Origin of the sequence: Mycobacterium montefiorense (genome assembly GCF_025823255.1) — a bacterium.
Lineage (GTDB): Bacteria > Actinomycetota > Actinomycetes > Mycobacteriales > Mycobacteriaceae > Mycobacterium > Mycobacterium montefiorense.
Genome location: NZ_JACKVL010000007.1, coordinates 331,770 through 355,860, shown reverse-complemented (window position 1 = coordinate 355,860; position 24,091 = coordinate 331,770). Strand labels below are relative to the sequence as shown.

At 65.3% G+C, this 24,091-nt stretch carries 21 protein-coding genes, 1 pseudogene and 5 riboswitches; of the genes and pseudogenes, 14 read left to right on the top strand and 8 right to left on the bottom strand.

Annotation, left to right across the window (positions count from 1 at the left end; genetic code table 11):
* Positions 1 to 183 precede the first annotated feature (183 nt).
* A complete protein-coding gene (locus tag H7K34_RS06275) occupies positions 184 to 1,359 on the bottom strand; it encodes an adenylate/guanylate cyclase domain-containing protein (protein ID WP_372510702.1) in 1,176 nt (391 codons plus the stop codon).
* On the opposite strand from H7K34_RS06275, the pseudogene H7K34_RS06270 reads away from it, so the two are divergent.
* Positions 1,358 to 1,852, top strand: a pseudogene (locus H7K34_RS06270) (DNA-deoxyinosine glycosylase). The gene H7K34_RS06275 and the pseudogene H7K34_RS06270 sit on opposite strands and share 2 nt — an antisense overlap.
* Here the strand turns inward: H7K34_RS06270 and H7K34_RS06265 are convergent.
* Complete coding sequence (locus H7K34_RS06265; RefSeq protein ID WP_264060940.1) at positions 1,847 to 3,235, bottom strand: amidase; 1,389 nt, start codon at positions 3,233 to 3,235, stop codon at positions 1,847 to 1,849. The pseudogene H7K34_RS06270 and the gene H7K34_RS06265 sit on opposite strands and share 6 nt — an antisense overlap.
* Before the next feature lie 62 nt (positions 3,236 to 3,297).
* Between H7K34_RS06265 and H7K34_RS06260 the strand changes: the two genes are divergently transcribed.
* The 4 genes from H7K34_RS06260 to H7K34_RS06245 all read left to right on the top strand — a co-directional run bounded on the left by H7K34_RS06260 (position 3,298) and on the right by H7K34_RS06245 (position 8,316).
* Positions 3,298 to 3,726: an HIT family protein gene (locus H7K34_RS06260; protein WP_264060939.1), complete on the top strand. Its 429-nt coding sequence runs from the start codon at positions 3,298 to 3,300 to the stop codon at positions 3,724 to 3,726.
* 10 nt (positions 3,727 to 3,736) lie between these two features.
* Positions 3,737 to 4,189, top strand: a complete 453-nt coding sequence (locus H7K34_RS06255) for a nitroreductase family deazaflavin-dependent oxidoreductase (RefSeq protein WP_264060938.1) — start codon at positions 3,737 to 3,739, stop codon at positions 4,187 to 4,189.
* A 132-nt stretch (positions 4,190 to 4,321) separates the two neighbouring features.
* Positions 4,322 to 5,347, top strand: coding sequence for a hypothetical protein (locus tag H7K34_RS27025; RefSeq protein WP_264060937.1), 1,026 nt, complete (start codon positions 4,322 to 4,324; stop codon positions 5,345 to 5,347).
* Positions 5,287 to 8,316 (top strand): diguanylate cyclase domain-containing protein, encoded by a 3,030-nt coding sequence (locus H7K34_RS06245; RefSeq protein WP_264060936.1) that lies wholly within the window; start codon positions 5,287 to 5,289, stop codon positions 8,314 to 8,316. The genes H7K34_RS27025 and H7K34_RS06245 overlap by 61 nt, the downstream gene beginning before the upstream one ends.
* Here the strand turns inward: H7K34_RS06245 and H7K34_RS06240 are convergent.
* From H7K34_RS06240 to H7K34_RS06230, 3 genes are read right to left on the bottom strand one after another with little or no spacing between them, the layout of a single operon-like run.
* Positions 8,300 to 9,331 carry an LLM class flavin-dependent oxidoreductase gene (locus tag H7K34_RS06240; RefSeq protein WP_264060935.1) on the bottom strand — a complete coding sequence of 344 codons (1,032 nt, stop codon included), beginning with the start codon at positions 9,329 to 9,331 and terminating at the stop codon, positions 8,300 to 8,302. The genes H7K34_RS06245 and H7K34_RS06240 overlap by 17 nt on opposite strands.
* 38 nt (positions 9,332 to 9,369) lie before the next feature.
* The gene (locus H7K34_RS06235; protein ID WP_264060933.1) at positions 9,370 to 10,500 is read right to left on the bottom strand and encodes an FAD-binding protein; all 1,131 of its coding nucleotides are present in this window, start codon (positions 10,498 to 10,500) and stop codon (positions 9,370 to 9,372) included.
* A 6-nt stretch (positions 10,501 to 10,506) separates the two neighbouring features.
* Positions 10,507 to 11,343, bottom strand: a complete 837-nt coding sequence (locus tag H7K34_RS06230; RefSeq protein ID WP_264060991.1) for a uracil-DNA glycosylase — start codon at positions 11,341 to 11,343, stop codon at positions 10,507 to 10,509.
* A gap of 71 nt (positions 11,344 to 11,414) precedes the next feature.
* On the opposite strand from H7K34_RS06230, the gene H7K34_RS06225 reads away from it, so the two are divergent.
* Both H7K34_RS06225 and H7K34_RS06220 read left to right on the top strand, forming a co-directional pair.
* Entirely contained in the window at positions 11,415 to 12,662 is a 1,248-nt protein-coding gene (locus H7K34_RS06225) for a multidrug efflux MFS transporter Tap (protein ID WP_264060931.1), read from the top strand.
* Positions 12,663 to 12,731: 69 nt separating this feature from the next.
* Positions 12,732 to 14,051: an FAD-binding oxidoreductase gene (locus tag H7K34_RS06220; RefSeq protein WP_264060990.1), complete on the top strand. Its 1,320-nt coding sequence runs from the start codon at positions 12,732 to 12,734 to the stop codon at positions 14,049 to 14,051.
* 32 nt (positions 14,052 to 14,083) lie between these two features.
* On the opposite strand, the gene H7K34_RS06215 is transcribed toward H7K34_RS06220, so the two are convergent.
* Both H7K34_RS06215 and H7K34_RS06210 read right to left on the bottom strand, forming a co-directional pair.
* A complete protein-coding gene (locus H7K34_RS06215) occupies positions 14,084 to 14,797 on the bottom strand; it encodes an MgtC/SapB family protein (protein WP_276059301.1) in 714 nt (237 codons plus the stop codon).
* Positions 14,798 to 15,125: 328 nt separating this feature from the next.
* Positions 15,126 to 15,294: riboswitch (M-box (ykoK) riboswitch) on the bottom strand.
* A 173-nt stretch (positions 15,295 to 15,467) separates the two neighbouring features.
* Positions 15,468 to 15,767 (bottom strand): hypothetical protein, encoded by a 300-nt coding sequence (locus H7K34_RS06210; RefSeq protein ID WP_264060930.1) that lies wholly within the window; start codon positions 15,765 to 15,767, stop codon positions 15,468 to 15,470.
* An 11-nt stretch (positions 15,768 to 15,778) separates the two neighbouring features.
* A riboswitch (M-box (ykoK) riboswitch) is annotated at positions 15,779 to 15,961 on the top strand.
* Between the two features lie 428 nt (positions 15,962 to 16,389).
* On the opposite strand from H7K34_RS06210, the gene H7K34_RS06205 reads away from it, so the two are divergent.
* From H7K34_RS06205 to H7K34_RS06190, 4 genes are all read left to right on the top strand, one after another.
* Positions 16,390 to 17,397, top strand: coding sequence for a VWA domain-containing protein (locus H7K34_RS06205; RefSeq protein ID WP_264060929.1), 1,008 nt, complete (start codon positions 16,390 to 16,392; stop codon positions 17,395 to 17,397).
* A gap of 289 nt (positions 17,398 to 17,686) precedes the next feature.
* A riboswitch (Fluoride riboswitch) is annotated at positions 17,687 to 17,760 on the top strand.
* A gap of 91 nt (positions 17,761 to 17,851) precedes the next feature.
* The gene (locus H7K34_RS06200) at positions 17,852 to 18,319 is read left to right on the top strand and encodes a fluoride efflux transporter FluC (protein WP_264060928.1); all 468 of its coding nucleotides are present in this window, start codon (positions 17,852 to 17,854) and stop codon (positions 18,317 to 18,319) included.
* Positions 18,316 to 18,684 carry a fluoride efflux transporter CrcB gene (crcB, locus tag H7K34_RS06195; protein WP_264060927.1) on the top strand — a complete coding sequence of 123 codons (369 nt, stop codon included), beginning with the start codon at positions 18,316 to 18,318 and terminating at the stop codon, positions 18,682 to 18,684. Before H7K34_RS06200 ends, crcB begins: the two co-directional genes overlap by 4 nt.
* A gap of 25 nt (positions 18,685 to 18,709) precedes the next feature.
* Positions 18,710 to 19,204, top strand: coding sequence for a universal stress protein (locus tag H7K34_RS06190; RefSeq protein ID WP_264060926.1), 495 nt, complete (start codon positions 18,710 to 18,712; stop codon positions 19,202 to 19,204).
* 97 nt (positions 19,205 to 19,301) lie between these two features.
* On the opposite strand, the gene H7K34_RS06185 is transcribed toward H7K34_RS06190, so the two are convergent.
* On the bottom strand, positions 19,302 to 19,796 hold the full coding sequence (locus H7K34_RS06185; protein WP_264060925.1) for an inorganic diphosphatase: 495 nt from the start codon (positions 19,794 to 19,796) through the stop codon (positions 19,302 to 19,304).
* 217 nt (positions 19,797 to 20,013) lie between these two features.
* A riboswitch (Fluoride riboswitch) is annotated at positions 20,014 to 20,076 on the bottom strand.
* A gap of 263 nt (positions 20,077 to 20,339) precedes the next feature.
* Here H7K34_RS06185 and eno point away from each other — a divergent pair.
* The 3 genes from eno (at position 20,340) to H7K34_RS06170 (ending at position 24,003) form a co-directional block, all read left to right on the top strand.
* Positions 20,340 to 21,599 carry a phosphopyruvate hydratase gene (gene eno / locus H7K34_RS06180; RefSeq protein ID WP_264060924.1) on the top strand — a complete coding sequence of 420 codons (1,260 nt, stop codon included), beginning with the start codon at positions 20,340 to 20,342 and terminating at the stop codon, positions 21,597 to 21,599.
* 99 nt (positions 21,600 to 21,698) lie between these two features.
* Positions 21,699 to 21,778: riboswitch (Fluoride riboswitch) on the top strand.
* Positions 21,779 to 21,920: 142 nt separating this feature from the next.
* Positions 21,921 to 22,490 (top strand): histidine phosphatase family protein, encoded by a 570-nt coding sequence (locus H7K34_RS06175; protein ID WP_264060923.1) that lies wholly within the window; start codon positions 21,921 to 21,923, stop codon positions 22,488 to 22,490.
* 160 nt (positions 22,491 to 22,650) lie between these two features.
* Entirely contained in the window at positions 22,651 to 24,003 is a 1,353-nt protein-coding gene (locus tag H7K34_RS06170) for a PPE family protein (protein WP_264060922.1), read from the top strand.
* Positions 24,004 to 24,091: the final 88 nt, after the last annotated feature.

Here is a 24,091-nt window from a genome sequence, read left to right as displayed (position 1 = left end):
GAACCCGCGGCCACATCCCAGGGCGCAAAACCGTTGATATGGCCCGCTCAACGGCGTATTTTTGATGGCGAAGCAGGCCCGGAAGCGGCCGAGTCAAAGCGCTGGCAAGGGGAAGGAGCCGGCCGCGTCGGACCGTGTCAGACGCCCCCCAGAGCCGCCCGGGCCTGCCTAAACGTAGCCCAATCAGGCGCCTTCGCTGGCGTCGCCGCCGCGGCGAACCCGGAAAAGCTTGACTTCGCTTTTGACGCCCTTGAGGCGACGTGCGCCCGCGAATGACGCGGAAAACTCCCCTGTTTCGCCGACGGCCTCCCACACGGAATCGGCGACCAGGACGGTGCCCGGGCGTGCCACGCCGGTGACCCGGCTCGCCACATTGACCGGGCTGCCGAACCAGTCACCGGCCCGGCTCACCGCCATTCCGGACGACATCCCCGCTCGCAGCCGGGGAAAGTCGTTGTCGGTATCCACGGCCTCGACGAGTTTCAGCACGACATCGAGCAACGGCGCGGGTTCGGGGCAGACGAACATCACCGCGTCGCCGATCGTTTTGATGAACCGGACCGGCGGCGCCGTCACGTCGCGCGCCAGGTTCGCCAGCCTGCTGGCGAGATGACTCAGCTCCTCGGGCGAGACCACTTCACCCAGCCGGGTGAAGCCGACCAGATCGGCGAAGGCAACGCTGACCTGGCGCGCCCCGGGCAACGGCTCACCCGCGGCCCGCTCGGCGGCATTGACCGCTTCGGTCTCCATCATGTGGCGCAGCTGCATGAACAGCATCTGCTCGATCATCGGGCCGAGCTGCGGCCCGATCTGGCCCACCAGCTCCTTGGACGCCTTGGCGATCTCCAGCTCGGTGGCTCCCGGCCGCATGATCGCCGCCAGCGCGGCGTAGCGCATTACCTCAGCAGCGTGCGACAGACCTTCGGCGAGCACCCGAACGACGAGCACCACCTGGTCGGGGTTGAGCCCCAATTCGACGAAGCGCTGCGCGTACGCGGCCGCTTCACCATCGGCGCGCAGGTGAATCGCCGCATCGGGATCGTCCACCCGGGCCAGCCCGATCGCGCGCTGCACGCGCTGCAGCAGCATCAGGTCGATGTGGTGCCGGTCGCTGATCTCGCGCGCCGACACGTAAGTGCCGTCGCCGCCGATCAGGTGGCGGCTGGCCAGCAGCAGCGGCGGGTTGGTGGCACGGATCTCGTCGCCGCTGATGCCCTGTTCCAGCAGCCAGCCCACCAGCTCGGCGCGTTCCGTGCGCGCGGCGCCCTCGAGACCGTCGAGCAGATCGTCGATGTTGCGGTCTGCCCCGTCGTCCACGTGGTCAACGTACAACGCGGACGGGCCATGATGTGTTGTGATGACCCCGCCGCTTCTGCATGGCTTCGACCCCGTCGTCGACGACCGCGCCCGGATGCTGATCCTGGGCTCGTTTCCGAGTGCCCAGTCGCTGGTGGCCCACCAGTATTACGCCAATCCACGAAATGCGTTCTGGCCCATCACCAGTGAGCTGTTCGGATTCGACGCGGGCGCCCCATACGAGTCGCGTCTGGCAGCGCTGCGCGCGCAGGGAGTAGCTCTTTAGGATGTGCTGCACAGCTGCCGCCGGGTCGGTAGCGCGGACTCCGCGATCGACCCGAAAAGCTTGGTGGTCAACGACTTTACCGAGTTGTTCGCCAGCTATCCGGGCATCACCCGGGTCTACTTCAACGGCGCCAAAGCGGCGCAGGTGTATCACCGGCTGGCACAGCCGGATCAGCGGCTCCATTTCCGGCGGCTGCCGTCAACCAGCCCCGCTCACGCCACGCGGGCGGGCGTCAAACTGGCCGCGTGGCGGGAGATATTGCCGTCATGACACCGGAGGTCGGCGCTGGGCCCAGGGCCGTGCCGTTTCGATCTGTGCGGACAGCGACAACAGGGTTGCCTCATCGAACGGCCGAGCAATGAGCTGCACGGAGATAGGCAAACCGTCGCCGTCGAAATCCCACGGCACCACCGCGGCCGGCTGGCCGGTCATGTTCCAGACCGGGAAGTACGGAACCTGCTGGGCGACCAGCAGCAATGTCGACACCCAGCCCCGGTTCCGATATGCGCCGATGCGGGATGGGCCCACGGCGGTGCCCGGTGTGATCACGACATCGACATCGTCGAAGATCGACTGGACCCTGGCGCTCACCCGCTGCTCAGCGGCTCGCACCGCTGCCATTCTTCGGTCCGAGAAACGCGATCCCGCGCGCGCCATCTTGCGGGTGCGCGCTTCGAGTCGTTCCGGGTGAGCCTGCGCGTCGGCGTCGTCGCTGATGCCCCGCAGATAGCGCGGCAGGAAGTTCGCGTAGATCTGCCGCAGCGGATATTCGGGGTCGGCAGCGATCACCTCATGGCCCAGATCGCGTAGCAACGCACCGGCCTGGTCGGCGGCCGCCAACTGCGCGCGCCCCACTCGAACGGGAAGTGTTGGAACCTTGGTACTCAAGGCAATTCGCAATTTTCCGGGGTCGCGGGTCGCCGCGGCGACGAATTCGCCTGCGGGTCCGGGCAATGTCGAGGTGGCATCGAGAAATACCGCCGCGTCCAGCACCGAACGCGCGATCGGGCCGTTGGCGCTCAATCCTTGCCAAGCATCGTCATGCGGCGCTACGGACACCCGATCACGTTGCGGTTTCACGCCGAACAGGCCGCACCAGGAAGACGGGATGCGAATCGAGCCGCCACCGTCGGATCCCAACGCCAGCGGTGCCAGCCCGGCGGCGACCGCCGCGCCGCTACCGCCGCTGCTACCGCCCGGACTGCGATCGAGGTTCCACGGGTTGCGCGTCGCGCCGAACGTCAGCGACTCGGTGAACGGGAAGATCATCAACTCGGGCACATTCGTCTTGCCGATGATGACCGCGCCGGCCGCGCGCAGCCGTCGGACGGCTTCCGCGTCGGCGGTCACCGGCGGACCGTGGCCGCCACTGCCGCACGCCGTCACCTCGCCGGCGACGTCGATATCGTCCTTGATCGCAACCGGCACGCCGAGAAGCGGCAGCCGCTCGCCGGCGTCGAGGAGTTCCTGGGCGGCACGAGCGTCCTCGCGCGCGCTGTCGGACAGCACCACGCGGTAGCAGCGCAGCTGACTGTCGAGGCGCGCAATCCGTTCCAGATAGACCTCGAGCAGGTCCGGCGCGCTGACCTCACCGTCGGCAAGCATCCGTGCCAGTGCGGCCGCGCTGGAAAATGCGAGTTCGCGAGCGTCCACTGCGGCAGCGTAGCCCCTGCGGCGGCGGTCGGTCGTGTCGAGGCAACCAGTACCGTGGCGGCATGTCCTGCGTGTTCTGTGCGATCGTCGCCGGAGCGGCTCCGGCGATCCGGATCTGCGAAGACGACGACTACCTGGCGATCCTCGACATCCGCCCGTTCACGCGCGGCCACACCCTGGTGATCCCCAAACAGCACAGCGTCGATCTGACCGACACCCCGCCGCAGACGCTGGCCGAGATGATTGCCATCGGCCAGCGGATCGCACGCGCCGCCCGGGCCACGGAATTGGCCGACGCGACAAACATCGGGATCAACGACGGCAGCGCGGCCTTCCAGACGGTGTTCCACATCCACCTGCACGTGCTGCCCCGCCGCAATGGTGACAAGCTTTCGGTGGCCAAGGGGATGTTGCTGCGCCGGGACCCCGACCGCGAAGCCACCGCGCAACTACTACGCGACGCGCTGGCACGCATCGACGCCAGTCAGTAGAAATGGATTCATGAGCAACCTCACCCTCGTAGAGCGGCTGTTTCTGGCCCCTCTGCTGCGCGTACACGACACGCTCTACCGGAAGACTGACGGCCGGATCGGGCACCACGTGCCCGGAATGCCGAACAGCCTGCTGTTGCACACGATCGGCGCCAAGACCGGTCAACCGCGCAGCAGCACATTGACCTATGCCAAGGACGGCGACTCGTACCTGGTCGTGGCTTCCTACGGCGGTAGCGACGCTGCCCCCGGCTGGTATCACAACCTGCGCAAGCGTCCGGAGTGCGAAATCAACCTCGGCTCCAAACGATTCCCGGTCACCGCGCGCCCGATCACTGCCGAGGACGCCGACTACGCGCGGCTGTGGCAGCTCGTCAACAAGAACAATGCCAACCGGTACGACGGCTACCAGACCCGGACGTCGCGGCCCATCCCGATCGTCGCGCTGACGCCTGCCAAATAGCACCAACCCGCATAAAAACACCAGCTGGCACCAGTAGGACGTTTATTCTGCCCGAGCAGACGTTTATCCTGCCCTAGCAGTGGTGAAGCCTCCATCTGTTCACCGCGGGGGGACAGATCGGCTGGAGCAGCTATGAAACGCTGGACGGGGATTCCGTGGCAGCGATTCGGGCTGTCCGCGCGCGTCGGTTGGTTCGTGATCGCGGGATACTCCGTTGCCGGGTGCTTGGTCGCGGTCTCGTCGCAGCGCAAATGGCAGAGCGCCAACGTGACGCGGCCCCTGGACGTAATCGTGACGGTCGCGTGCCTGCTGGTCACCGCGACATTTGCCGGCCGCGCGGCTCACTTTGCGACCGGGCGCCGCAGAGTCGGCTGGCTGGCGATGGACACCGCCCTGCTGGGCTGGGCGATCGCCGAGATCGTGTGGGCGGTCTATGACGTCCGCCCGGAGCTGGATCACGCGATCCACCCGGCGACCGCCGACATCATCTTCCTGGTCTACCCCATCGGCGCTATGGCGTCCTTGCTGCTGTTATCCCAGGTGACGTGGCACAGTCCCCGGCGACTGGTACTCGACGGTCTGATCGTGTCGACGTCCCTCTTCGTCGTCTCGTGGGTCTTCGTCGTCGGCAAACAAGTGCGCGAAGACAGCGGTTCCCAGCTCGCGACGCTCGCTCAGGTTTTCGCCGATGTCTTGCTGCTGACTACCGGGATCCTGATGCTGTCGCGGAGTCGTCCCGGTGACCCACCGAGCCGCAGCCTGGTGGCCGCCGCAACCGCGGTGATCAACGTCGCCGACATCGCCACGGTGTTCCGCACCGGGGTGGGTACCTATCACGTCAACGATCTGGCCGACCTGGCCCGGGTGGCTGGAATGGGACTGATCGCGCTGGCGGCTCTGTCCAGCGTCAAGGAATCCCCCAGCACCTCGCCGCGAACCGAAGTGCTGTCGCGCTCCCTGCTGTGGTTGCCGTACCTGCCGGTGGTGCTGGCCGCGGCGGTGGGAATGAGTCGCGCTGTCAGCCTGATGGCGCACGGACCAATGGTCGCCGCGCTGGGGCTGCTCGTCGCGGGGTGCTCGCCCGACAGTTCGTGGTATTGCTGGAAAACCAGAAGCTGTTGTCCGAAGTCGCGCGGGAAGCGTTCCGGGACAGCCTGACCGGCCTGGCGAATCGGGTCCAATTCCTGCACCGGCTGGAAACCGCTATCGCCGCCCGGCAAAGCGACAGCGCGCCAATTGCGGTGTTGTGCCTTGATCTCGACAACTTCAAAGCGGTCAACGACGGCCTGGGGCACCCGGCCGGCGACGAGCTTCTTGTCCGGGTCGCTGGACGGCTCACCGCCGCTCTGCACGAGGACGGCCTGATCGCGCGGCTCGGCGGTGACGAATTCGCGGTGCTGCTAGAAGGTTCCGTCGAAGAGTCCCAAGCGGTCGCGCACGACGTTCTCGAGGCGTTCAGCGCTCCGATCGTGATCGACGGCGTGCCCGTCGCGGTCCGGCCGAGCATCGGCTTCACGGTGGCCACCGCCGCGTCGAAGTGCACCGTCGACCAGCTCCTGCGACATGCCGACCTGGCCATGTATACCGCCAAACGCGAAGGCGGCCAATGCGTCCGAAGCTTTGTGCCAGACATTCCGTTCTCCTATACATTCCCACGGTCGACCGACTCGCCGGCATCGAACTTGCCGGCCAAACTGGCCGAGTTGGCCCCCCTATCTGCGGCCGCTTCGGGCTACCGCGCCGTCGCGGGCGCATCCGGGCCGGCACGTGCCGCGCGGACGGAGCCAAAGCCCGCCACGTCGCTAGAGGAAGCGGCCGACGGCGTCTGGTGGCCACCGACGCCGATCCGGATAGCCATGGCACTGTTGGTAATTGGCGTATTCTTTTTCACCGCAACGAGCGTTGCCGGCGGCAATGCCGGCGACAACGCATCCTTCGCCAAGTATTTGTATGCGGGGTTGAACCTGTTGGCGGCCGGGCTGATTGCCGCTCGCGCTTACCACTTCACCACCGACCGCCTGGCCTGGCTGCTGATCGCGGCCGGGATGGCATGCTCGGCGATCGGTGACGTCGTCTACGCATTGCGGGTGCCCGACGGGCAGTCCCCCTCGTCGGCCGATCCGGAGTACCTCGCGTTCTACCCATTCGTCTACGTCGGGCTACTGCTGCTCCTGCGGTCACGCCTGGCCTCCGTCCCGATTCCGATCCGGCTCGATCCACTGGTGTGCGGTTTGGCCATGGCCGCGCTGGGGATTTCGCTGCGAGCCGGGCCCTTCCATGCGGCCGCGACCCGAGCACCGAACACCGTTCTGGTAGGCATGCTCTATCCGTGGGGCGACCTGGTCCTGTTGACTCTGGCCGCCGGAATATTACCAATAGTCGGCTGGCTCAAAGAATTCCGCTGGGCAATGCTCGTTGCGGGCCTGTTCGGGTTTGCGATCGCGGACACCGTCTATCTGTTCGAGACCTCTGCGGGCTCGTATCGGGTGGGCAGCACGCTGGATGCCGCCTGGCCCGCGGCGTCGCTTCTCATCGCGATGGCAAGCTGGGCGCCCGCATCGCCGGTGACGCCGGGGCTGCGACGCGGATTCGGCTCATACACCGTGTCGGTGGCGTGGGCGCTGGTGGCACTCGTCGTCGCCGTATGGGATCAAGACTCGCGATTGGCAGCGAGTCTGGCGGCATTAAGCCTGATCATGGTGGCCCTGCGCTTCTCGCTGACCTTCCGCGATGTCAGCATGGTGGCCGAAAACTACAAGCACGCCATGACCGACGAGTTGACCGCGCTACCCAACCGTCGTTCGCTGGCAACGGCTTTGACCTCATTGCACGGCCCCGCACCGACGGAGCTCGAGTCGGCTCTGAAAACGTCGTCACGCAAGGCGTTGCTGTTGGTGAAACTCTATGAGATTGGCGAGATTAGCGATTCGCTCGGCCGCCAATTCGGTGATGACCTGTTGCGCCACATCGCGGATCGACTTGCGACCAGCGTGCGCCGCGCGGACCTACTTGCGCGGGTGAGCGATGACGAATTCGCGATCCTGCTGACCGAGGGATCCGACCTGATCGGCGCCCGCGCCCAAGCGGGTCGTTTACTCGAAGCCCTAGGCGAACCGTTCGAGTTAGATCCGATAACCGTGCGCGTCGACGCGCGAGTCGCTATTGCGTTGTGCCCCGACCATTGTGAACATCCACAAGAGCTGTTGAGTCGCGCCGAGGCGGCGATGCCGCACGCCAAAACCGCCATGGGCAAGATCGCGGTCTACGACTCGGCATTCGAGGTGCATCGCGAAACCGACCCGAACCTCATCGACGAATTGCGCACCGCGCTGTTCGAAGGTGATGAACCGACGTTGTACTACCAACCCAAGATCAACACGAGCGACGGCAGCGTGCACAGTGTCGAGGCGCTGGTGCGCTGGAACCATCCCAGTCGTGGAGTCCTGCTGCCCGAGGTATTCCTGCCCGCCGCCGAACGCGCCGGGCTGATGCGCAAGATCGCCGACCGCACACTGAAACTCGCTCTCACCCAGATCCAGTATTGGCGCGAAACGGGCATCACCTCATCCGTCTCGGTCAACCTGGCGACCACGAACCTGCTCGACCTCGAGCTGGTCGGCACGATCGAAAGGCTGCTGTGGGCCCGCGGTCTACCGGCCGACGCCCTGATCATCGAGATCACCGAAGGCGCCCTCGTCGACTCGGTGCGGTCCCGCAATACCGTGGCCGAACTGCAACACCTTGGCGTTCGCATCTCACTGGACGACTACGGCACCGGCTGGTCGTCGCTGGCCCGCTTACAGGATGTCTCCGTCAACGAGTTGAAACTTGACAGAATCTTCGTGTCGCGACTGTCCCAGGACGCCCGGTCGGTCGCCATCGTGCGGTCCACAGTGGCGCTGGCCGACAGCCTCGGCGCGGACCTGGTGGCCGAGGGTGTCGAAGACGAGGACACGCTGAACGCGCTGCAGCGATACGGCTGCACCATTACCCAGGGATTCGTGCACACCCCGCCATTGCCACCGGCCGAACTAGAGGCTTGGATCGGCAGCCATGTACCCCAACCCAATTCGGGCGAATCCAAGCAGGAGAAAATCAGCGACGCCAGCGCTAGAACAATTCCTTAGCCAACAGCTCCAGCGTCGCCACCCGCCCCGGCGCAGTGGCCGGGTCGGTGCCGCGACGGGCCGACGCGACCGGGTTCACCATCACCTCGTCGACTCCGAACTGCTCGGCAAGCGCCTGCAGCTGGTCGGCGGCCTGGACCGCAGTACCCAGCACCGCGCGCTGCAACCCGCTTTCCACGATGTGCTGTTGGGGCGCCGTCAGTTCCGCGACTTGGGCCTCCTCCACCAGAGGCACCGGCCCCAGCGGTTGCCCGGTGCGCAGCCGCGCCATCATCTGCAGGTTCGGCAGCATCAAAGCCGTTGCCTCATCGCGTGTTTCGGCCACCGAGGCATTCACCGTCAAGAATGTCACAGGCTCGGCGGTCAACTTGCTGGGCACAAATCGTGAGCGATAGACCTCGAGTGCTTCTTCGGTTCCCTTGCCGGAGAAGTGATGTGCGAACACGTAGGGCAAGCCCTTGGCGGCGGCCAAACGAGCCGAGTACATCGACGAGCCCAACAGCCAGAGCCGTGGTTCGCTGGCCGCGGCCGGGGTGGCCTTGAGCCGGTAGTCGCCCGAGCGCAGCGGAACCATCACGCCGCGCGCACTCATCAGCGCAGCCACGTCGTCTAAGTACTCGGGGAAGTTCTCGATGTCGCGATCGTCGCGGGCCCCACGCAACGCGTACGACGTCACCGGGTCGGAGCCGGGCGCCCGGCCGATGCCCAGGTCGATCCGGCCGGGGGCCGCCGCTTCCAAGAGCGCGAACTGCTCGGCGACCGCCAGCGGCGCATGGTTGGGCAGCATTACGCCGCCGGATCCGAGTCGCAGCCGCGACGTCTGGGCGGCAAGGTACGCCAGCAGCACCGGTGGGCTGGTGGCGCCCACCGATTCCATGTTGTGGTGTTCGGCGACCCAGTAGCGCGTATAGCCGAGCCGATCGGCGGTCTGCGCCAGCGCCACGGTGGCCGCCAGCGCGGCGCCGGTCGACTGGTCGGTGCGTACCGGGACTAGATCAAGGACGGAAAGACGCACGATGGCCTCAACGCATTCGGTGCCGTGTTCGTTCCCAATCAGTAGGTGCTCAGCGTGATCGAACCCACGATCGCGTCGAACTGCTCCTGCGATATCGGCGCACCGCCGGGAATGTTGTCAGTCGCCAGGAATTGGGTGCGCTCGGTGTAGCCGTGAAAACGCCTGAAGTAGTTGGTAAAGGCGAGCCCGTGGTCTACCCAGTCGCCCTGGGAGGCTCGCTTGAGCTCGCCGGCCAGGATGTAGGCGCCCAGCAGCGCCACACTGGTGCCCTGCCCCGAAACCGGTGAGGAGCAATACCCGGAATCGCCCACCAGGGCCACCCGTCCGATCGACCAGTGATCCATCACGATCTGTGCCATCTCGTCGAAGTAGAAATCCGGTGCGCTGCGCATGAACTGAAGTAGTTGGGGCAGCACCCAGCCGGCGCCGGTCATGCGCTGCTCCACCTCGGCGAATTGGGCTTCGACATCGCGGTAGTCAAGGCGCAGTTCGGTATCCATGAAGCCCAACATGGCGCGCGCCTCGGTGTTGTTGCGGGCGCTGTAGATCCCGACCATCGTGGTGTCCCCGTAGTGCCACCTCTGCCAGAAGTCCAGATCCAGGAAGTTGGGTACGGTGAAGATGGCGGCGTGGATGCCCAACCTTTTGATGAATCGGTCCTCGGGACCGAAAACCAGACGGCGCACATTGGAGTGCAAGCCGTCGGCGCCGATCACCAAGTCGAAACTGCGGGCGGGCGAACGTTCGAACGTCACATCCACGCCCGCGCCGCGGTTCTCCAGCGCGGCGATGCTGTCGCCGAAGAGGTATTCAGTCGCCGGCTGGGTTGCCTGGTGAAGCAACTCGACCAAATCATCGCGCAGCAGCTCGATATCGGGGTTGTCGATGCGACCGCCCGTGGGCGTCGATTCGGTATCCCGGGACAGCTCGTTGCCGTCGCGGTCGACGACGGACGAACCGCGAATGCCGGTCTTGAGGTCGGCGGCAGCGGTGAGCAGGCCCATCCGGTCCAGCACCGTCAGCGCCGGGCCCCGCACATCGATGGCCTGCCCGCCCGGGCGCAGCCCCGGGTGCCTCTCCACGACGGTGACCGAAAAGCCATGCCGGGAAAGCCAATACGCCAATGTTGTACCGGCGACGCTGGCCCCGGAAATCAGTACTTTAGACATGGAAGGTCACTTAATCCCTGCCAGCTTCTTGGCTTCAATGAAGATGTCGTCGAGCATTGCCGGAGTCAGCCTACCGGTGAACATGTTCTGTTGGCTGGGGTGGTAGCAACCCAGCAAACGCATGCCCGAGGACAGCTCGGCAACTACGCCATGGCCGAACCGCGGCTTGGGCGTCCCCCGCGTCGCGGTGGCGCCCGGCAGCCGCAACGCGATCTGCCAGCCGAACCCGCCCAGCGCCACGACGGTGCGGACGTGATCGGACACCAACCGCCATTCGGCTTCCAGCCACGGCCAACAGGTGTCGCGCTCGGCCGGGGTCGGGGCGTTGGCCGGCGGCGCGCACCGGACCGGTGCGGAAATTCGAATCTGCTTGGTCTGCAATCCATCTGCGGCATCCACGCTGATCGGCTGGTTTACCAGTCCGGCACGGTACAGGGCCGCGTAGAGCTGGTCGCCGGACCGGTCGCCGGTGAACATCCGGCCGGTGCGGTTGGCGCCGTGCGCCGCGGGCGCTAGCCCGACGATGAAGATTCGCGGCCGCTGCGATCCCCAGCCCGGCACCGGCCGGCCCCAATACGGCTGATCGGCAAATGCCCGCCGTTTGGCCACAGCAACGTCCTCACGCCAGGTGACCAACCGCGGGCAGGCGCGACAGACGCTGACCGAGGCGTCGAGTTCCGCTATCGAGTCGGCCCCGCCGGCCAGCGCCCGAACCTGCTCGGCGTCAGCGGCCTGCGGCGTCTGCGGCACAGCCGGATCGCCGGGCCACCCGGTACCGGGCGCAACCGGCGAATCGAATGGCAATCCGGTATTCGGATGAACAAGCACAGCAACATCCTGCAGTCAACCAATGCCGCCCACGAAATTCGGTGGCTCGCGTGATCGCTTTAGGGTTAGATTCTCACGCGATATCCATGACAAATTCCAGCCGTGGCCCGGCGATTCTGATTCTGTTCGCAACGCTGATGGCGACCGCGGGTACCGGCATTTCGCTGGTTGCCTTCCCATGGTTGGCGTTACAGCAGCACAACAGCGCCGGCGACGCGTCGGTCGTGGCCGCTGCGATGACACTGCCGATGGTGCTGTCCACGCTGGTCGCCGGTACCGCGGTCGACTTTTTCGGGCGCCGCCGTATTTCGCTGATCTCCGATTCGCTGTCCGGCGCGGCCGTGGCGACCGTCCCGGTGATCGCCTGGCTGTTCGGCGCGGACGCGATCAACGTCGTCGAGCTGGCCGTGCTGGCATTCTTCTCGGCGGCCTTCGACCCGGCCGGGACGACAGCGCGCCAGTCGATGCTGCCCGAAGCCGCCGCCCGCGCCGCCTGGTCGCTGGACCGCACCAACAGCGTCTACGAGGCGATTCTCAACCTGGCCTACATTCTGGGTCCGGGCATCGGCGGTGTGATGATCGCCACCGTCGGTGGCGTCAACACGATGTGGATCACGGCATGCTGTTTCGGGTTGTCGTTCATCGCAATTGGGGCACTACGCCTGGAGGGCACCGGCAAGCCGCACCACACGGTCCGACCACAAGGGTTGATGTCAGGGGTCGCCGAAGGCCTGCGGTTTGTGTGGAACCTGCGGGTGCTTCGAACGCTCGGGTTGGTCGACTTGGTCGTCACCGCGCTGTACCTGCCGATGGAAAGCGTGTTGTTTCCCAAATACTTCAGCGACCGTCATCAACCCGCGGAGTTGGGCTGGGCGTTGATGGCCCTGGGGGTCGGCGGCGTGGTGGGCGCGCTCGGCTATGCCCTGCTCTCGAAATACACCCGGCGGCGCACGGCCGTGCTGACCGCGACGCTCACCTTTGGTGCCGCGTCGGTCGGCATCGCGTTCCTGCCGCCGTTGCCGGTGATCCTGGTGCTGTGCGCGGTGACCGGTTTGGTCTACGGGCCGATTCAACCGATCTACAACTATGTGATGCAGACCCGGGCCCCACACCACCTGCGCGGCCGGGTGGTCGGGGTGATGACGGGGCTTACCTTCGCCGCGGGCCCGTTGGGCTTGCTGGTGGCCGGCCCGCTGGCCGACGCCGCCGGGCTGCGGGTGACGTTCCTGACGTTGGCGGTGCCCATCATCGTGATCGGCCTGATCGCGATCGCGCTGCCGTCGCTGCGTGAACTCGACCGCGCACCCGAGTTTGCTGGCGATAACGAGCCGTAAAATCAGCCCGTGAGCACCACAGTCAATGACGACACCCTGGCCGGCCTGATCGCCGACCTGCCGGATGGGATGGTCGTCACCGACCCCTCCATCACCGACGGCTACCGCCACGATCGCGCTTTCGACCCGTCAGCCGGCACGCCGCTGGCCGTGGTCCGGCCGCGCCGCACCGAAGACGTGCAGAAGGTGTTGCGCTGGGCCACCGCCCATCAAGTGCCCGTCGTACCGCGGGGAGCCGGCAGCGGTTTGTCCGGTGGGGCGACCGCGCTGGCGAACGGGATCGTGTTGTCGACGGAAAAGATGCGCGACATCACCGTCGACCCGGTCACCCGCACCGCGGTATGCCAGCCCGGCCTGCTCAACGCCGAGGTGAAGAAGGCCGTCGCCGGATACGGCCTCTGGTACCCGCCGGACCCGTCGTCATACGAGATCTGCAGCATCGGCGGCAATATCGCCACCAACGCCGGGGGCTTGTGCTGTGTGAAGTACGGCGTCACCACTGATTACGTGCTGGGCATGCAGGTGGTGCTGGCCGACGGCACCGCGGTACGGCTCGGCGGCCCGCGGCTCAAGGACGTCGCGGGCCTGAGCCTGACCAAGCTCTTCGTCGGCAGTGAGGGCACGCTGGGTGTCGTCACGGAAGTGACGCTGCGGCTGCTGCCCGCCCAAAACACCTCCAGCGTCGTGGTGGCCACGTTCGCCTCGCTGGAATCGGCGGTCGACGCGGTGCTCGGGGTCTCGGCGCGGCTGCGGCCCGCGATGCTGGAGTTCATGGATTCGGCGGCGATCAATGCCGTCGAGGACACCTTGCGCATGGACCTGGATCGCGGGGCCGCCGCGATGCTGGTGGCCGCCTCCGACGAGCGCGGCCGCGCCAGCGGTGAGGACGCCGAACTGATAGCGGCGATATTTGCCGAGCACAATGCAACGGACGTTTTCACCACGGACGATCCGGATGAAGGCGAGGCGTTCGTCGCCGCGCGCCGATTCTGCATCCCGGCGGTCGAGGCCAAGGGATCGCTGCTGCTCGAAGACGTCGGGGTGCCGCTTCCGGCGCTGGGCGAGCTGGTCACCGGGATTGCCCGTATCGCCGAGGAACAGGACCTGATGATCTCGGTGATCGCGCACGCCGGCGACGGCAACACTCATCCGCTGATCGTGTACGACGCTGCCGACCCCGCGATGACGCAGCGGGCTCAGCTCGCGTTCGGCGAAATCATGGATCTGGCCACCGGGTTGGGCGGCACAATCACCGGTGAGCATGGCGTCGGGCGACTGAAGCGGCCATGGCTGGACGGCTACCTCGGGCCCGAGGTGGTGGCGCTGAATCAGCGCATCAAGCAGGCGCTCGACCCGCTGGGCATCCTGAACCCCGGCGCCGCGATCTAGTTCCGCGTTGGGGCCTTTGCTGGATATTGCCGCTAGTCGTCCAAGCTCATTTCGTCGGCGGTCCACCGCACCGCGGTGACCTCGGGGGCCTTGATGACGTCGGCGAGAGCGGCTTCGATACGGTGGTCGTCGCGTTCGTCGGCAATCACGGTCGCGGCGATGCGGACACCTTGATCACCGGGCAGGTCGATCGCTGTGATCGATTGCACGGTCAGGCTGGGGCGCGAAATGGCGTCAAACACCAAGCCGCGGATGTGCGCTTCGGCGCGCGTGGCGCAGCGGACCTCGAATCGGTATTCAGCAGAGGCTTTTTCAGTTCCCGGCCCATGATGGTGGTCCAGACGGCGCCCGATCGGTCGCAGGACGATATTGGCGGCGATCACCGCACCCGCGCCGATCACTGCAGGGATTAGCAGCCCGCCGCCGGCCAGCGCGCCCACCGCGGCGGCGGCCCACAAGGTGGCGGCGGTGTTCAGTCCTGAGATGGTGGCACCTTGTTTCATGATGACGCCAGCGCCGAGAAAACCGATACCGGAGGCGACTTGGGCGGCGACGCGGGTGGGGTCGGCGTTGACACCGGTAAACGCGTAGCCACCCATGACGACGAACAGCGTGGCGCCAAGACTGACCAGGGCTGCGGTGCGCAAACCGGCGTTGCGCGATCGCCACTGCCGTTCCAACCCGATAGCTGCGCCCAGGCCAAGTCCTGCGGCGATCCGCACGACGGTGTCCACTGTGTCGATCATGTTGTACTCCTGGTGTTTTCCCGACAGCGTGCTAATCACGTGACGGAAAGGGCGCGTCGGGTGGTGTCTGCGCAGGTTTGGATTTCGCGCACCGCGCCAGGCCGTGTCGGTTGTCGATCGACACTGCACACACCCGGGGGAACCCGGCTGCGACACCCACTCAGCGGTGCATGAGGTGTCCGGATAGACCTATTCGCGGATTGGGATACGGACCACTGCCACTTGCCATTCGGGTCCTCACCTCCCTCCAGCCACGGGGCAGTTCACCACGCCCACACGGTCGTACCTAACTAGCACAGGTGAGAGAGCACACATCTAAGAGATGGTCTCCGCACCCCTCTCGTCAAAGCTTTGGCACTGCACGGCGTATCAGTCTCGCTGAAGCCACTTGGGCTCAACCCTTAAGCCGGGAAGAGCTGTCCTGACCCGGGGCGTCTTTCGACGTTCGGGGTCAGTGGCCTGTATCCGTGCGGACGCCTCACCTATCGAGGTGCTGCGCGAACAAGCCTGGCACACATCAGCTCATCGGGTCAACCCACGGGCGGCGGCTGCCCCGAAGCGGCATGCCGTGACATCGGAAACCGTTCAGTCCCGAACCGAGGTGCCGTTCAGCCCAGCATCGGGGATGCCCTGACCGAGCGCGCACCGGGGCGTGTCAACCTCGACTGCATCATAGGGTGAGTCGGTGCGGACCGTCTCGCCGGTCGCGACAACTGTTGCACCAGAAGGGGTTCGATTCAGAAATCGGGTGATTGCGAATCCACCGGCTCCACGTCGCGGCGATCGGCCACTCCACGACTCCGACGAGCGCCAGCGCACCCAGTCCGGCGTAGTAGAGGTGGCCGGGCAGCCCTAGTGGCACGCCGAGAAGGGCGAGGGTGGGCGGCCCGGTCTCGGCGGCCGGTGTAATCGCGCCAGCGTCGGTGTCGGACTCACTGTAGAGAAAGCTTGACCGGTGCGAGCCCAGCATTGAGAATTGCGGTAGCACCTCGCTAGGTGAGGCGTCCGCACGGATACAGGCCACTGACCCCGAACGTCGAAAGACGCCCCGGGTCAGGACAGCTCTTCCCGGCTTAAGGGTTGAGCCCAAGTGGCTTCTGCGGCTGGATTTTTCGGTCGCGAATACGGCGTGCAGTGCCAAAGCTCTGACGAGAGGGGTGCGTGCTCAGCCGGTTCGGCTCGGCGCAACACCCCGTGTGCTGTGAGTTGACGCCCGCGTGCGTCCCGGCTGCGAGGAGGTGGGGAATCACCATTGGATAAAAGTAATAAACCGCCGTCCGCGGATTCGGTACTGTCCCCACTTTGCCGCGGGCCTATTTCGTCGTGCGGATCCTGAACGCCGTTCTCCATCAACCTGTTACGGTTGCGCTTCGTTGGGGTGCCAGACGGCGCAGACGGTTCTGGGCCACCTGGCGCACCCTTGCCTTGGCAACCCCGAATCGGCCAGTGCTGTCCCGCCGCGTAAGGCTGGGCTGCTCACCTTGCGCGGCTAACCACGCCCGCAGAAAGGATTCACAGATGCACAGCGCCGTGCGGCATACAGCTTCGTCGCCCGCAATCGAAAGTTACTGCCGCCGACGGGAATCCCGGAGATGACAGTGCCTATGCTGGGCCCGTTGACAACGTCAGGTTTCGAGCACAAGTGGTGGTTCTTATTTGTGTTCGTCGTCATCGGGTTGGTCGGCCTGTACGTCCTGGCCCTGATCAGCCGACGACGGCGACTGCTGCGATTTGCCAATATGGACATACTGGAGCGCGTAGCGCCGACGGGATCGAGGCGGTGGCGGCACCTGCCGGCGATCCTGCTCGTGGTTGCGCTGCTCGCGTCGACGGTGGGGTTGGCCGGCCCGACCCATTCGGTACAGATTCCGCGCAATCGCGCAGTCGTCATGTTATTGATCCAGGTATCGCCGGCGATGACCGCCACCGACATGGCACCGAGCAGGCTGGTCGCCGCCCAGCAAGTCGGTAGACAATTCACCGAACAGCTCCCTGCAGGAATCAATCTGGGGCTGATCGCCTTCTCTGGCACTCCAGCGGTGTTGGTCTCCCCGACAATCGATCACCAGGCCACCATGACCGCGATCGACAAGCTGCAAGTCTCTTATCGCACCGCTGTCGGCGACGCTATCTTCGCTGCACTGCAATCCATCGCCACTGTGGGCGCGGTGCTCGGCGGAGGTTCTGGTGCACCACCGGCACGGATCGTGCTGGAGTCGACCGGCCGGGAGAACCACCCGCCCGACCCCGATAATCCCCGAGGCGAATTCACCGCCGCCCGCGCCGCCCGCGATCAAGGTGTGCCGATCTCCACCATCACTTTTGGAACCCCCAACGGAACAATCCAGTTGGACGGTGCACACGTGTCGGTGCCAGTCGAAGACGACGCCCTCAAACGCGTCGCCGAATTGTCGGGCGGACACGCATTCCATGTCGATAACACTGCCGAACTCAAGACTGCCTACGCCAGCATCCAGCAGCAGATCGGCTACGAGACCGTCCGGGGAGACAACAGCACGAGTTGGTTTCGGCTGGGGGTGCTGCTCCTCGTTTGCGCCGCACTAGCCGGTCTCCTCATTAACCGGACGCTGCCGAATTGATATGCACAGCACGGATAATCACTGCCGCTTCAGTACCGAAGGGTGTCAGCACCCCGGCTGGCGGACGTGTTGTGGTCCCCAGGGCGAGGGACCGTCGAAGCCGCTGTAGGTTCTCACGCTAAGTGGCGAATAGCGCTCGCCCTAATTGCTGGTTTGCAGAAATTCTCACGAAAATGTCGCAGCTGGTTTCTCATTTTCGTGTCGAATCCTAGTAAGACACGAGTTGGATCAAGCGGCATCCGGCACCGTTAACGGGTTGCTTCACCTTGGGACCACACGCGAGGTACAGTCTTGCGCGGGTGATGGATCTCGCCTGAGCATCGCAGCTCGAACCGCCTCTGGGCTGATAGTTCCTGCCAGATATCGTCAATGGTTGGGAGATGCCCGTGCAATGCCCGTCGTCGCCCAGATCTGAGCTGATATGCGCGGCGGTTGACGTTGGTCGTGCCACACGATGAGTGACACACATTCCGAGTTGCCGACTGATCCGGACGCGACGGCATCGCCGCAACGATCGCTGTCTGCGGCATCGTTGTGGGTGTTCGTTGGTGGAGCTGCTGGGACGGCTCTTCGTGTCGCGGTCGAGGATGCGCTTCTCCATGACTGCGAGCAGTGGCCGTGGGCGACCTTGCTCATCAATCTCGTCGGCGCATTCGTTTTGGGTGCCCTGCTGGAGGGATTGGTTCGGACGGGCGATGACAGTCGGGTTCGTCAGCGGATCCGGTACGCGTTCGGCACAGGCGGCTGTGGCGCCTTCACGACTTATAGCACACTGTCGCTTGATATTTCGTTGCTAGCTAGGAGCGCGCATGTCGCGGCAGCGCTGGGTTACGGGCTGGCTAGCGTACTGGGCGGCATGGCCACTGCCTGGTTAGGCACCGTCGTTGCAGCCGGCGTTCACCGCAGGCGCTCACGCAGATGATCAGCTCCCTGACCATCCTTTTCGGCGCGATGGGCGCGGTAACGCGGTTCGTCGTAGACGCCCTCGTGAAGCGAGCCTGGCCCATGCGCTTCCCGTGGGCGACATTTCTGATCAATGTCACCGGATCTCTGCTGCTAGGCATCTTGGCCGGTGCGATTCTCTTTCAGCACCAATCGGCCAATTGGCAGAACATCATTGGCACTGGATTTTGCGGCGGGTACACCACGTTTAGTACGGCGAGCTTCGAAACCGTGCGCCTCGCCGAACAGGGCGCCGTTCGCGCTTCGCTTATTAACGCGTTCGGATCGCTCATTACGTGTGTGGCGGCGTGCGCTGCAGGCTTGGCTCTGGCCTGGCTGGTGTAGCAGCTATGTCGAGGAGGGAATCACGATGAATGCTGAAACGACTACTGCGCCTGACTATTTGGTCGGTCCAGGACATGTGCCGAACATCGTCCTAGGCTGGGACCGGCAGCGCGGCAGCGCTGCGGCACTGGCGGTCGCGGCCGACCTCGCGCAACGGCTTGACGCGCGTTTGCATGTCGTGCACGTGGCCGACACCGGTGACATGCCTATCGATCCCGACGCGGCGGACTGGGAGCAGCAGATCAATCAGCGCCTGAGGGATGACGAGGCATCCGCCCGGTCTTTCCTGGACCGGCTTGTCGTCGACTGGACATACCACTCCGCGCATGGCCAACCCAGTGAGATCATCTCCAACCTGGCCGATGAGACTCATGCGTTGATGATTGTCGTCGGCGGGCAACGCGGTGGCATGCACTCTTTCATCGGGACGCTTGCCGGCCAGTCGGTGTCGCGTCAACTGACTCATCACCACGGCCGACCCGTGTTGGTCGTGCCACCACCCCGCGAGGAGCAGACCTGACGGATCCATCGCTGCTCCCAGCCGCTATGCCCGACGCGTCAGGGCCCTGTTCGACGGCCCGGATTCTTTCAGCGACAGTCAATCTTGCGGCGAGGATTCAGTGCCGGTCTTCGTAGTAGCGCTCAAGCGAGCGTTGCAGTTCGGCTTCGGCGGCGTCTCTGTCGGCCCAGTCGCCGGTGTCGACGAACTTGCCGGGTTCGAGGTCTTTGTAATGGGCGAAGAAGTGTTTGATGGCCTCGCGCTCGAACGCGGGTACCTCGTCGATGTCGGTGATGTGCGCGTGTCGCGGGTCATCGGCTGGGACGCAGAGCAGTTTGTCATCCCCGCCGGCTTCGTCGGCCATTGACAGCATTCCGACGAGCCGGCCGCGCACGATGACTCCGGGGAACACGGGTTCAGGCAGCAACACGAGTGCGTCGAGGGGGTCGCCGTCTTCACCGAGTGTGTGATCGATGAAGCCGTAGTCGACGGGGTAGCCCATCGACGTGTAGAGGTAGCGGTCGAGGTGGACGCGGCCGGTGTGGTGGTCGATCTGGTACTTGTTGCGTTGGCCTCGGGGGATTTCAATGGTCACTTCTACAGATGTGGTCATGGCCTTCTCCTAGCGGCGTGTTGTCCGGGGTTGAGGTCGGTTAGATGAGATTGCTGCGTCGGGGCTCTTGCCGAATTGCGCGAGCGGCCCGACGTCGGCCCGCGGGGGGCAAAAGCAGTCCAATGTTCGGTCGGCGGAGTCGTCGACGCTGGCGTGCTCGATATGGGCGGTGCTCGCTTCATGGCTCTACCTCCGCAACGCCGTCATCCGACAGCAGGGTTGGGTAGAAGCCATCAGCGCTGGTGTGCGCGGTAGGGCGAGCCTCATCGCCGGCCGCGAGAGCTGGTGCGGCTGGCAGAAACATAGCAGCGCGCTAGCGGCAATCACAATACGTGTTGGTTGCCCGCTTCTGGCGCGACAAGAGTTCGTTAAGGAGAACCGTGCCGCCGGCCGGGGGATGCTGGTAGGTTTCTGTGAAACGGTGGTGGGGCTCGCCGCAACCGCAGTCCGGATCGGACAGCCAACAGTCCCTGCGTAACGATAATGGCCGGTTCGACCGCGCTCGCGCGGCTTCGGATCGGCCCTGAACGCAGGGGGATTTCCGTGGCCATCAAGTTTTCATCGATCTCTGCACTCGAAGTTCTCGACTCGCGCGGCCGGCCGACGTTGTCGGTGCGCGCGACGCTGTCCGACGGGCGGCAGGTTCGCTCGGGTGTGCCGTCGGGAGCCTCCACCGGCAGCCGTGAGGCCAAAGAGTTACGCGATCACGATGAGCGCTACGGCGGGCTGGGTGTGCGCAAAGCGGCGGCGTACGTGAACGGGATAATCGCCGAGGAGTTGTTGTCGCGGCCGTTCAGCAGTCTGGAAGGCCTGGATCAGACCTTGCGGCAGTTGGACGGGTCGGCGGACAAGTCGCTGTTGGGGGCTAACGCGATCGTGGGTGTCTCGATGGCGGCCGCGCAGGCATTCGCCATGGAGGCAGGACAACCGTTATGGCGGTGGCTGGTCCCCGACGGGGTCACCGCGCGGCTTCCTGTTCCTCATTTCAACGTCATCAACGGTGGCGCGCACGCGCTGAATGGGCTCGATTTCCAAGAGTTCATGATCGCCCCGCTCGGCGCGCCGTCGCTGCCGGAGGCCATCCGGGCGGGCGCGGAGGTCTATCAGCGGCTGCGCGCATCGCTGGCCGATCTGGATCTGAGCACCGGGTTGGGCGACGAGGGCGGTTTCGCCCCACAGATCGACGGCGCGAACGAGGCTTTGGCACTGCTCACCAAGGCGATCGAGGACGCCAGCTATACCGCTGGGCGCGACGGCGTGGCGATCGCACTCGATCCTGCCGCCAGCGAGTTCTACCGCGACGGGCACTACCAGCTGGGATGGAACTCCATTTCGAGTGACGCGTTGATCGATCACTACGCCGAGCTCGTCGACCGGTTCCCGATCTGGAGCATCGAAGACGGCATGGGAGAACACGACACCACCGGCTGGCAGAAGCTGACCGCGACGTTGGGTGATCGTCTGCAGCTGGTCGGTGATGACAACTTCGTGACCAACCCTGAGTACATCGCGGATGGCGTGCGGGCTGGGGTGGCCAATGCGGTGCTGATCAAGGTCAACCAGGTTGGCACGGTGACCGAAACACTTGATGCACTGAAGGTGTGCCGGGACGCCGGCTACGGGGCGATGATTTCGCACCGCTCGGGTGAGACCACCGATACGTTCATCGCTGATCTGGCGGTGGCCTCGGGCTGCGGTCAGATCAAGTCCGGCGCCCCGGCCCGTGGCGAACGCGTAGCGAAATACAACCGGCTACTTGAAATCGACTCAGCAGCACCGGATTTGGCATTCGGTCTTCCTTGATCGCTGGCGCCAGCGCTAGATCCCGGCGGCTTTATGTGGCTGGGACGGGGATACGACTTCCCGCGATCTGGTTTAAGGTTCCAGCCGCTCGGCTAACCTGGGCCCAGAGGCGATGGATCTCCGCCGGGGTGGCACGCGCCACCCGAACCGCCGACAAGGCTGATGGCTCCTGCTCGATTTCGTCGTGCAGGGGGCCGCGCTGATGTGCACCGGTAAACACGTCCGCTACTGGGGATTATGGGCTACGCGCCTACTCCCGACCTTGTGTAGGCTCGCACCCGCTGCGGGGGCTGAAGCGAGGGTCTTCTGGGCGGTTGGACGATGAACGCAGCCGCCGATCGTGTCTACCTCGCCAGACACGGCCAAACCGCACTTAACGCCCAGAAGCGACTGCGCGGTCTCAGCGATCCTCCGTTAGACGACGTCGGAACCGCCCAGGCGTCCCGGCTCGCTGTCGCGCTCGCACCCAAGCACCCCACGCTGGTCATCTGCAGCCCCTTGCAACGCGCCGTCGCCACCGCGCAAGCGATCGGTGCAGTATGCAGCGCGCCTGTTCGGATTGATCGGCGGCTCAACGACCGCGATTACGGGCCGATGACCGGCCGCGTACGAGCCGAGGTCGAAGAACAGTACGGCAGCGTCGATGCCGCGCCCGGCGTCGAGCCGCTCGAGACCCTGACCGCTCGGGCGCATCAGGCGTTCCTCGAGTTAGTCGAAGACTACGGCCCCGGACCGCTGGTCATGGTGTCCCACGACGCGTTCAACCGTGCCCTGCTCGGACAGATCGATCCCTTACTCGCTGACGTTGCGCAGCGAACCGCGTGCTGGAACGAGCTCAGCCAGACCGGAGACCACTGGCGCGTGGACGCATTCAACCTGGTCGCCGAATGACCCCACCACAGCCAAGGCCGGCACCCTTTAGCGATCACACGCCGTTCGGCAGGGCGCAGCATCGGTCACCGACTCAGACCGAAAGGAATCGCGAAACGTCGTTTTGTCGTCCCTCGGTTGTGCGCCCAACGCGCTGACTGAATGAAAGGAAGTGTGTGACATGGACTTTGCGGCACTACCACCGGAGATCAATTCCGGCCGCATGTACGCCGGCCCCGGGCCTGGTTCACTGTTGGCCGCGGCCACGGCCTGGGACGGGTTGGCCACTGAGCTGGGATCGACCGCGGCCTCCTATCAGTTTGCGATCTCGGAGCTGACCGGTGGGCCGTGGACGGGTCCGTCCTCGAGTTCGATGGCTGCCGCAGCCGCACCCTATGTGCAGTGGCTGACCACCACGGCCGCACAGGCCGAACAGACCGCTACTCAAGCCAAAGACGCTGCGGCAGCCTATGAGTCGGCATTGGCCATGACCGTGCCCCCGCCGGTGATCGCGACCAACCGCAGCCTGCTGGCGACCCTGATCGCGACCAACATCGTCGGCCAGAACGCTATGGCGATTGCCGCGACCGAAGCCGACTACGCCGAGATGTGGGCCCAGGACGCCGCAGCGATGTACGGGTATGCGGGATCCTCCGCGGCGGCGTCGACGTTGACGCCGTTCCCGACGCCACCAGAGACCACCAGTCCAGCGGGCACAGTCGGCCAGGCCGCTGCCGCGGGGCAATCCATCACGTCGAACGCGCCGCAGGTGATGTCGGGGATCACCCAAGCGTTGCAAGGGATGTCGGCGGCGCCGGCCGCGACGGACCCGACCACGGCACTGCTGACCGCGCTCACCGCAATCATCATCCCGCTGACCGCGGTCGACATTCCGATCGCCACCACCAGCGCGACAGCCTCGACGATCAGCGCGACAGCCTCGTTCACCTCGGTAGGCACCACCTATCGCGGATTGTTGATCAACGCCGACCGCGACTTCGGTGCCGGCAAAGGTCCCTACACCGGCTACGGTCCCGGCGCGGCCATGCTGCCCGAATGGATCCTGGGCGGGCCCAACGCTTTTCCCGAAACAGCCAGCACGCCGACGCCACCGATGGCGGCCGGGCTGGGCCAGGCCACCACCGTCGGGCGGCTCTCGGTGCCCACGGCGTGGACCGTAGCAGCACCAGAATATCGGCCGGCCGCGTACACGATGCCCTACAGCGGGGCCGCTGCTGCACCGGAGATTGTTGCGGGCACGTCGGATAATTGGTTGACCGACATGGCGCTGGCCAGTGCGGCGGGGCGCGCGGTCAGCGGTATTGCGCCGCATCAGCACCGCGATCAACGGGTCCGGTTCCTACACCGCGACAGCGGCACACCGCCGCCGGCGCAGGGTGAATCGGTGACCGAGATGGCCGCCCAGGTGCGCGAAATCGCGGCGCTGGCGCAGTCGCTGCTGACCAAGCTGGTCGACTCTGGGGTGATGACCGCCGATGAGGTGAACGAGCAGAAAAACAGGTTCCGCTGGTGAATCATGCGAATTCCATTGACGGTCAGCAGTATTGGCGTTCACCGTCTCGGCTATTGGCTGCGCCTTGGCACCGAAAGGCGGTGTGGTG

What these genes read in the sequence shown, in the direction of transcription:
- H7K34_RS06260 (WP_264060939.1), top strand. Translation starts at nt 3,298, where the DNA reads ATGTCCTGCGTGTTCTGTGCGATCGTCGCCGGAGCGGCTCCGGCGATC.
- H7K34_RS06255 (WP_264060938.1), top strand. Translation starts at nt 3,737, where the DNA reads ATGAGCAACCTCACCCTCGTAGAGCGGCTGTTTCTGGCCCCTCTGCTG.
- H7K34_RS27025 (WP_264060937.1), top strand. Translation starts at nt 4,322, where the DNA reads ATGAAACGCTGGACGGGGATTCCGTGGCAGCGATTCGGGCTGTCCGCG.
- H7K34_RS06235 (WP_264060933.1), bottom strand. Translation starts at nt 10,500, where the DNA reads ATGTCTAAAGTACTGATTTCCGGGGCCAGCGTCGCCGGTACAACATTG.
- H7K34_RS06225 (WP_264060931.1), top strand. Translation starts at nt 11,415, where the DNA reads ATGACAAATTCCAGCCGTGGCCCGGCGATTCTGATTCTGTTCGCAACG.
- H7K34_RS06220 (WP_264060990.1), top strand. Translation starts at nt 12,732, where the DNA reads ATGGTCGTCACCGACCCCTCCATCACCGACGGCTACCGCCACGATCGC.
- H7K34_RS06215 (WP_276059301.1), bottom strand. Translation starts at nt 14,797, where the DNA reads ATGATCGACACAGTGGACACCGTCGTGCGGATCGCCGCAGGACTTGGC.
- H7K34_RS06210 (WP_264060930.1), bottom strand. Translation starts at nt 15,767, where the DNA reads ATGCTGGGCTCGCACCGGTCAAGCTTTCTCTACAGTGAGTCCGACACC.
- H7K34_RS06205 (WP_264060929.1), top strand. Translation starts at nt 16,390, where the DNA reads ATGACAGTGCCTATGCTGGGCCCGTTGACAACGTCAGGTTTCGAGCAC.
- H7K34_RS06200 (WP_264060928.1), top strand. Translation starts at nt 17,852, where the DNA reads ATGAGTGACACACATTCCGAGTTGCCGACTGATCCGGACGCGACGGCA.
- crcB (WP_264060927.1), top strand. Translation starts at nt 18,316, where the DNA reads ATGATCAGCTCCCTGACCATCCTTTTCGGCGCGATGGGCGCGGTAACG.
- H7K34_RS06190 (WP_264060926.1), top strand. Translation starts at nt 18,710, where the DNA reads ATGAATGCTGAAACGACTACTGCGCCTGACTATTTGGTCGGTCCAGGA.
- H7K34_RS06185 (WP_264060925.1), bottom strand. Translation starts at nt 19,796, where the DNA reads ATGACCACATCTGTAGAAGTGACCATTGAAATCCCCCGAGGCCAACGC.
- H7K34_RS06175 (WP_264060923.1), top strand. Translation starts at nt 21,921, where the DNA reads ATGAACGCAGCCGCCGATCGTGTCTACCTCGCCAGACACGGCCAAACC.
- H7K34_RS06170 (WP_264060922.1), top strand. Translation starts at nt 22,651, where the DNA reads ATGGACTTTGCGGCACTACCACCGGAGATCAATTCCGGCCGCATGTAC.